Source organism: Pseudomonas emilianonis, from assembly GCF_023072625.1.
GTDB classification, from domain to species: Bacteria; Pseudomonadota; Gammaproteobacteria; order Pseudomonadales; family Pseudomonadaceae; genus Aquipseudomonas; species Aquipseudomonas paraveronii.
Genome location: NZ_JAKNRV010000224.1, coordinates 1 through 8,659 on the forward strand (window position 1 = coordinate 1; position 8,659 = coordinate 8,659).

General features: G+C 63.4%; 5 protein-coding genes. All 5 read right to left on the reverse strand.

The features are described from left to right. Positions 1-1,543 (reverse strand): hydantoinase B/oxoprolinase family protein (locus L9Z73_RS20000; RefSeq protein WP_247404500.1); only part of this gene is annotated, 1,543 nt, incomplete at its 3' end. Positions 1,544-1,555: 12 nt separating this feature from the next. Beyond that, positions 1,556-3,640 carry a hydantoinase/oxoprolinase family protein gene (locus tag L9Z73_RS20005; protein WP_247404502.1) on the reverse strand — a complete coding sequence of 695 codons (2,085 nt, stop codon included), beginning with the start codon at positions 3,638-3,640 and terminating at the stop codon, positions 1,556-1,558. Positions 3,641-3,801: 161 nt separating this feature from the next. Next, positions 3,802-6,429 (reverse strand): LuxR C-terminal-related transcriptional regulator, encoded by a 2,628-nt coding sequence (locus L9Z73_RS20010; protein ID WP_247404504.1) that lies wholly within the window; start codon positions 6,427-6,429, stop codon positions 3,802-3,804. Between the two features lie 278 nt (positions 6,430-6,707). Further along, positions 6,708-7,970 (reverse strand): NAD(P)/FAD-dependent oxidoreductase, encoded by a 1,263-nt coding sequence (locus L9Z73_RS20015; protein ID WP_247404506.1) that lies wholly within the window; start codon positions 7,968-7,970, stop codon positions 6,708-6,710. Continuing rightward, positions 7,960-8,659: dihydrodipicolinate synthase family protein (locus L9Z73_RS20020; RefSeq protein WP_247404508.1), on the reverse strand; the 700-nt coding region annotated here is incomplete at its 5' end. The genes L9Z73_RS20020 and L9Z73_RS20015, both read right to left, overlap by 11 nt.

Here is an 8,659-nt window from a genome sequence, read left to right on the forward strand (position 1 = left end):
CCTCGGTGCGCACCCGGACCAGATCACCCGCGCTCAACGCGATGCCGCTGGCCATCGCGTGGCGTTCGCGTTGACCGTCCTTGCGGATGACTTCGACGTAGTTGGGCGTGCCTTCCGCCCCCTGTTCCAGGCCCCAGGGCGGAACGACCGAGCGGGTGTAGCCGCAGGTCATGAAGCTGCCATCGGCGCGAATCCGGTAATCGATGCACACGCCACGGCCGCCTCTAAATTGCCCATGCCCGCCGGGTTCATCGTTCAAGGTCATGCGCTCGACATACAAGCCATAGCGGGCCTCGCAGACTTCGACGGGGCAGTTGTAGGTTTCGCCATGCAGCCCGGAGTAGACGGCGTTGTTGCCGTCGCGCCCGGGTTCGGCGCCCCAACCGCCGATTTCCGGTTCAACCAGGGTGAACAGGCGGCCCGTGTCCGGGTGAACGCCGCCAATGATCGTGGCGCACACCGAGGCGAAATTGCCGGCGGGCAAGCGCTCCGGAAAGCGCTGGGCCAGGCAGCACAGGATCAGGTCGTGAACCCGGATCAGGTTCTCGAAATAGAAGCCTTCGGCGGCGGGTGGCAGCGCGTCGAACAACGAGCCGGGGCGGGTCAAGACCCTGAGAGGGCGAAACGTGCCGCCATTGGTAATGCCTTGGGGGGCGGTCAATGCCTTGAAGGCCATCTGTGCCGCAACGACGGCGCCGTCGCGGCTAAGGTTGGTTGGCCCTTGGCATTGGTCGGGATTGTCGCGCAAATCGATGACCATTTCGGTGGCGCGGATGTCGATCCTGACCTTGAACAGGCTACCGTCATCCTGCGGCTCTTCCAGATTGAACTGCCCCGCAGGCAGTGCGCCCAGGGCTTTGAGGGAGACCTTCTCGCCCAGGTCCATGAAGTCCTTCATCGCCAGCAAAAACAGCGCGCTACCATATTTGCTCGTCAGCTCGCGCAGGCGCATTGCCCCGCCGCGCACTGCAGCCACCCCGGCCCACAGGTCACCCTCCATGAAATCCGGCATCCGGGTATTGGCGCGCAGGATTTGCAACACCGAGCGGATCGGCTGGCCGCGGCTGATCAGCTTGACCGACGCCAGGCGCAGACCTTCCTGGAAGATGTCCGTCGCCTCCGTTGACAACGACCCCGGCACGCGCCCGCCGACATCGCTCCAGTGCGCGATGTTAGCGGTCCAGGCGACCAACTGGCCCTCGGCAAAGACCGGCATGGCCAGCACCACATCGTTGAGGTGAGTCACTGCGCCGTCGTGGGGGTCATTGCTGATGAAGACGTCACCGTCCTCGATGTCCTGCGGCAACGGATGGTGCAGCAGAATCTTCTTCACGGTCTTGTCCAGCACGCCGACAAACGCCGGAATGCCTGCGCCGGAACTCGCGATGTCGCCGTGCGCGTCGGTAATCCCGGTGCCCATGTCCAGCACTTCGTAAATCACCGGGCTCATCGCGGCTTTGCGCATGGCGGTGAACATTTCGTCGGCAATCGCCTGGAGGGAGTTCTGGATGATGTCGCGTGTAAAGATATCAAGCGTACTCATTGCAGCGCTCCTTCAGCCGTTGATCATGATGTGCAGGTTGCCAAGGCGGTCGACGTGTACGCGGTTGCCGGGGTGAACGACCACTGTGGTGCCGGCGTCCTCAACGATTGCCGGGCCGAAAAATGTCATCAGCGGTTCGAGCAAGTCGTAGTCGTAGAGGCTCGCGTTGTGGCAGCCCTCTTGGGCGTAATCCACACGGCGCTGGCCTTTGCAGGCGTCGCTGACGTGGCGCCCGGTGATCGGTAGCGCTTGGGGCGTCAACTTGCCGATCTGGGCCGTGGCGACCAGGTGAAAACCGATAATTTCCAGGGGGGCCTGCAGGCGATAGGTGTAATGCTGTTCGTAAAGACCATGAAAGCGCTGCTCGATCAGTGCCCAGTCCGCGTCGAGACATTCGTGCGGGTTGAGAGGCACCTCGACTGAATGCTCCTGGTTCTGGTAACGCAGCTTGCAATGCACCTGGAGCTCGACGTGTTGTGGGGGGATCGCTTCGGCGACGAATTGCTCGCGGGCCGTACCGCTCAATTCGTCGAGGAACTGCTGCGTCTGCTCAAGGTTGCCGGCCTGGGCTGTATCCACAAAGCGGTTGATAAACAGGTCGCGGCGCAAGTCCGAAAGCGTCATGCCCCAGGCCGAGAACACCGAGGCGCTGCGCGGGATGATGACCTTGTTCACGCCCAGTTCCTGAGCGAGCGCGACGGCGTGCATCGCGCCGCCGCCACCGAAGGCCATCAGGGTCAGTTCGCGTGGGTCGTGGCCACGGCTCAAGGACACCAGTTTCAACGCGTTGACCATATTGTCGTTGGCCAAGCGCACGATGCCACGGGCGATCTCATCCGCCGGCAATTTCAGGCGTTGACCCAGTGCGTTCAAGCCGTGCATTACAGCGGGCAGGTCGGCCTTCACGTGGCCGCCACAAAAGTAGTCCGGGTTGATACGCCCAAGCATCAGGTTGGCGTCGGTCGTGGTGATGTGCGTACCGCCGTTGCCATAGGCGGCGGGGCCCGGCACCGCGCCGGCGGACTGTGGCCCCACGTGCAGTTTGTCGAAGTCGTCGACCCAGGCGATGGAACCGCCGCCGTTGCCGATTTCCACCAGGTCGACCACGGGCACCATGATCGGATAGCCGGCATTGATCCTGTTGCGCTCAATCCAGTAATCGGTCTTGATCGACACCTGGCCGTTACGGATCAATGCACATTTGGCCGTGGTGCCGCCGATGTCCAGGCCCAATATGTTCGGCTCGTCGATCAGGTGGCCCAGTTGCGCAGCGGCCCAAAAACCGCTGGCCGGGCCTGACTCGACCATGGTGATCGGTGTCTGTCGGGCGTGCTCTACACTGTCGACGCCGCAGTTGGATTGCATGATGTACAAGGGCGCCTTATAGCCGCTGTCACGCAGGCCAGCGGCCAGGTCATCCAGGTAACGCGCAGCAATGGGTTGCACATAGGCTGAAAGCACGGTGGTACTGGAGCGTTCGTATTCGCGCCATTCACGGGTGATCTGATGGGAGGCCACCACCGATACCTGTGGCCAGAGCCTACGCACTTCGTTCAGTACCGCCAGTTCATGGGCCGGGTTGGCGTAGGCGTGCAGCAGGCAGATAGCAATGGCTTGCACATTGTCGGCACGAAAGGCATCGAGGATTTGCGGCAGTTGCGAGAGGTCAAGCGGCTGACGTTCCTGACCATCGGTGTGCAAGCGGCCCGCGACTTCGCGGCGCAGGTAGCGGGGCACGAAGGGGGCTGGTTTTACCCATTTGAGATTGAAGTAGTCCGGCCGGTTGGCGCGTGCAATCTCCAGCACATCGCGAAAGCCTTGAGTGGTAATCAGGGCCGTCTTGACGCCGCGACGTTCGGTCAGGGCATTGATCACCACCGTGGTGCCGTGGGCCAGAAAGTCCACGGTGTTCAGGTCCACGTCGGCCTTGCCGATGACGTTGAGTACGCCCTGGGCAAAGTTCGGCGGGGTGGTGTCGACCTTGGCGGTACGAATGGTCTGTTCGCCGGTGACCGGATCGCTTTCGAAATACACCAAGTCGGTAAAGGTCCCGCCGACGTCGGTGGCCACGCGCACTGTTTTGCCGTCCGTACCCACAGGGCATCTCCTGTTGTGTTTATTGTTATGGGCGCCAGGAGAAGGGCTCTCGCTGGTGTTGACGGGATGCTAGGGCGCGGTGCACGGCGGCGACTACACACGGGGCGGGTAGGTGGCACCGATCGGGGCCGATCGACTACCCGCACGGGTAGGTGGGTGGGTCAATGAAACGGCGTCAGCATCCCCAGGCGCAAGGCGGCGGCCATGGCGGCTGTGCGACTGTCCACGCCGAGCTTGGCGAATACATGCTTGAGGTGGAATTTCACGGTGTTTTCAGAAATATCCATGGCCTGGGCTATGGCTTTGTTCGATTGGCCTTCGGCGAGCAGGGCGAGGATCTGTGTCTCTTTGGCGCTGAAGGGTGTGCGTGGGCGAACCGGATGGGCACGCCATCCGCGCAGGCGGGTGATCACTGTGGAGTGCCTGGAATGGCTGTCGGAGCAGGCTTCCAGGGCGGCGAGTACGCAAGGTCCGGCCTCGAGTAACAGCCCAGGCAGGGCGGCTGCGGGTATCGACGCCAGGATCGCGCCCAGCGCTACCGCATGACCTTTACCGTGAGCCGCCAGGGTCAGCACTTGCAGGCGCCATGCGGGCAGGCACAAGCCTTGCGCCTGCAGCACCCCGACCCCGTGTTGCAGACGATTGAGCGCGGCACCGGACGCGCCGGTCGCGAACTGAAGCCGGGCCAATGCCAGCGTAGCCGCCTCCAGGTTGCGCCAGTCATCGACGTTGTTCGCTGCGTGTTCGAGGTTGGCTGCCAGTGCTTCCTGGCGCGCCTGGGTCAACGACCCGCCTTGCACCAATAAGTCGACTCGCCAGGCGCAGACCAATCGTTCCAGGCGCTGCCAGTTGCGCGCGGTAGCCAGTTGGGCGGCGTGCTCAAGCTCCAGCAGTGCCGGTTGCAGGCCCAGATTTCGCAGGGCGCAGCGCCCCGTTACCTCGGCGGTGGTGGCCGCGATATCCAGCCAGCCGTCGGTATGTTTGAGTGACGCCCAGCCATCGCGAAACCAGGGCGTCGCCTCGGCCCAGGCACCTTGCCAATACAAGTGCTGCGCCTTGAGGCAGCCCACTAGCGCCCTGACCGAGCTTTCGCTGCCGAACTGGCTATCGGCAATGACCAGTGCGTTATCGACCATCTGCGCTGATGTCGAAAGGTCGCCCCCCAAGGCCAGGACCTGCGCCTCGTGGATACGGCAATAGTTCTCGCCCCGCGAGCTGGCGGCCAAGCGCATCTTGATGTGCGCCGAGCGGATGGTTTGCAGGGCTAAAGGCAACTGCCCCTGCGTCAGTGCCTGCAAGGCGTGGACGCACTCCAGCGTACCCTGTGCAAGTACGTCGTCGGCTGCGGTACTTGCGCAATCGCGCGGTTCGAAGCGATCCATGTAGGCATTCGCCAGCGTGTGGATGACGTGAAAGTCCCGCGCCAGGCGAGGGTCATCCTCGACCCTGCCGTGGGCGAGGTACAGCAATTGCACGGCAAGGGCGTGATCGCCGAGTTTGGCGTGCAGATAGGCCTGGAGCAGGAGCAAGTCCGGTTCCTGCCTGCGGGTTTTCTCGTCGAATAAGCCCAGCAGGCTCTGCGCATAGCGAATGCCTTTGTGCAGCACGACCTCCCAACTGCCGGCACGCACGACCAGCTCCACCGCGAGCCGGGTATCGCCGGCGCGCAGCGCATAAGTAATTGCTTGTACCCAATCCTTTTCCTCCGCCAGCCACTGGGCCGCTGCGTAGTGGATGTCGCGCGCGATGCTGGCGTCGATGCTTTGGTTGAGAAAATCCTGGAGCAACCGGTGGTGGCGAAACCACTGGCGGTCCGCATCCAGGGGCACCAACAGGGCATCCAGATGGGCCAGTTGCACCAGCCTTTGCGCACTGTCGCTACGGCCGCGTACAGCGTCTGCCAACTCCGCGTTGAAGCGCTCCAGCAGGGCCATGTCGCGCAGAAAGTCCTGGCCGTCTTGGGGCAGGCGCTGCACCACTTGCCCGGTCAGGTAGTCGGCCATATCGGCGATACAGCCTGAAAAGGCGTTCAGGCCGTACAACGATGCGTCGCCATTGGCGCACCACAGTCGGGCCAGCTGTACGGCAACCGGCCAACCTTCGGTTTTCTCGTGCAAGTGTTGTTGTTCGGTCGGCGAAACAGCGGGGCCGAGGATTTCGGCGGTTTCGACCTCGGTGAATTTCAGCGCTTGGGCAAACACTTCGTGTACCCAACCGTTGGCCTTCCACTGCGCCAGTGGCCAGCCTGGGCGGGCGCGGGCGGACACTGCCCATTCGAGCCACGGCGCCGCCTGTTCCAGCAAGGCCTGTACCAGGGCGTCAAGCGCAGCGTTTGCCGCTGCGTGATAGTCGTCAAGAAACAGCGTAACCCGGCGGTTTTCCCGGGCGAGCGCGTGGAGAAGGGCGGTGATCGTGCGGTGCGGCTGCACATCCAGCGACTGGGCGTGCGCCAGGCGCGTCAGATGGCCAAGATCAAGCCCCGCTCGATCCAGCGTCAAGATCAGATAGGACAGAAAACGATTCGGGTCGCTGTCAGCCTCATCCAAAGACAACCACGCGACGGTTGCCGATGGCGTGCTCGACAGCAGGGCTTGTCGCCATTGCATCAATAACGTGGTTTTCCCGTACCCGGCGGGCGCGACCAGCAGCACCAGAGGCCCCCTTGTCCGGGCATGCAAGGAGGCCAATAGCGCCTGGCGTGGCAAGGACGTGAGCAGCGTCAACGGCGGCGCCAGTTTGCCAACCCAGCACCATTCACTGACTACAGGGGGAGAAATGTGTTTATTCATGGCTGCGGGCTCATGCAGAAGAGGGCCGCTTGGGGTTGTATCAATTACGTTTTGGCTCAGGGGGGGCGAATAGTTACGTGATGTTTATTCAGTGTATGAAGCCAAGACCTGCGGCGAATTTGGCTGTGAAAACCCGGCGTGAGACGGAGGGAGAGGCTGCGCGGAATCCTTGCCACGTCGGCGTTGGTAAGGCGCCGCCCAGCTTCTGTGCAACACGCTGCTCAATGGTTGTAGGATCTTTCTGGATTTTCAGCGCGGCACTTTTGGCGCGGAGCCTCTCAGAACCGCGCCAACCGATAACCCCCTAGTTCCGGCAAACCTGACAGCAGCGGCCGTTCCGAAGCCAGTTGCACGATGAGGTCTGCCGTCACCGCTGCCTGCGTCAACCCCAGATGCTGATGCCCGAACGCTAGCAACACCTTGCCATCTGCGACCCGATCGATAATCGGCAGCGAGTCCGGCAGGGAGGGCCGGAACCCCATCCATGGTGTGGCGTCCTGCGCATTGAGGTCTTGCCGGAACAACCCTTTGCTCAGGCGATGCAGCTGCCAGGCGCGTGCCATATTCGCCGGGCGCTCGAGGCCGGCGAACTCCACGATGCCGGCCAGGCGTAGCCCGCCGGTCATGGGCGTCATGATGAACTTGCGCTCCAGGGAGGTGACGGCGAAGGGCAGGCGCTGATGTTCGTGGGGCAGCATCAGGTGGTAGCCGCGTTCGGTGTCCAGCGGGACGTGCTTACCCGTCAAGGCGGCGGTGAGTTTCGCCGAGTGCGCTCCGCAGGCGATCAGCACCTGGCGTGCAGCCAGCGGGCCTCGATCGGTGATCAACGTAACGCCCTGGGTGTTGATCTGCCCGTCGAGCACCTTGCGGGTGAGGAATTGCACACCGCTGGCTTTGGCGGCGTTCACCAGTTCGCACACCACCCGATACGGGTCGAGGAAGTGCCCGGTGCCTGCAAAGAACAGCCCGCCCTGGATGTGCTCACTCAACTGCGGCGCGGTGTTGCGTATGGCCTCACTCGACCAGAACGCCACGGGCACGCCTTGTTGTTCCATCCGCTGGCGTAACGCGTCGATGGCGCCCCGCGAATCCGTCCGTTCGAACACCAGCAACGAGCCGTCTTCGCGCAGCAGCTCCGGGCGGTCGATGCCTTGTAGCAAGCGCTGCCATGCGCCCAGGCTGGCTTCATTCAGCGCGCGAATCCCGGCGACCGTGCGCCGGTAGCTGGTCGGGCGCAGGTTCAGCAACAAACGCGCAAACCAGGGCAGGGCGCGGGGCAGGTATTTCCAGTCCAGGCGCAGCGGGCCCATGGGGTCCATCAGCATCGCGGGCAAGCGCTTGAGGATCGATAGGTCGGCGATGGGGAACACTTGCTCGGTCGCCAGGTGCCCGGCGTTGCCATAAGAGGCGCCCATGCCGGGTGGCTGCGGGTCGATGACGATGACCTGGCGCCCTTGGCGTGCCAACTGCAAGGCGCAGGCGACGCCGATGATGCCCGCGCCGACCACGGCGATGTCGGCGCTTGGGGTTTCAAGCGACATTCTGTTCAGCCGACCAGTTGGCGTACCACTGGCGGAACAGCGTGTACTGGCTTTCGGCATAACGACGCTGGGCCTCGCTGAGCCGGTCGGTTTCGTTGAAGTGCCGGGCGTAGCCGCGGTCACCGTTGAGCACCATCAGGTACTTGTAATACAGCACCAGATCGCAGCCTTCGTCGAAGGACGAGAGCACCGCCAGCGCGGCTTCCAACTCCAGTGCCTGGCGACGCGCCTTGGCATCGCCCTTGGCGGCTTGCTTGCTCAGCGCCACCAGTTGCAGCACTTCCCGAGGCAGGGCGTTGCCGACGCCGGTGATGGCGCCGGTGGCGTTGCAGTTGACGAAGCCATGGACCACCTGGGTATCGACGCCGACCATCAGGCTCACGTTATCGTCCTGGGAGGTGATGTATTCGGCGGCGTAGCGCAAGTCGGCGCCACCGCCGAACTCCTTGAAGCCGATCAGGTTCGGGTGTTCCCGGCGCAGTTCGAAGAACAGCTCGGCGCGGGTGGCGAAGCCGTAGTAGGGGCTGTTGTAGATCACCGCCGGCAGGTTGGGTGCGGCCTTGAGGATCGCTGCGAAGTGGGCCTTTTGCGCGGTGGCCGACGCCCCTCGGGACAGCACGCGGGGAATCACCATCAACCCCTGGGCGCCGACCTTGGCCGCATGCGCCGCGTGGGACACCGCTTCACGG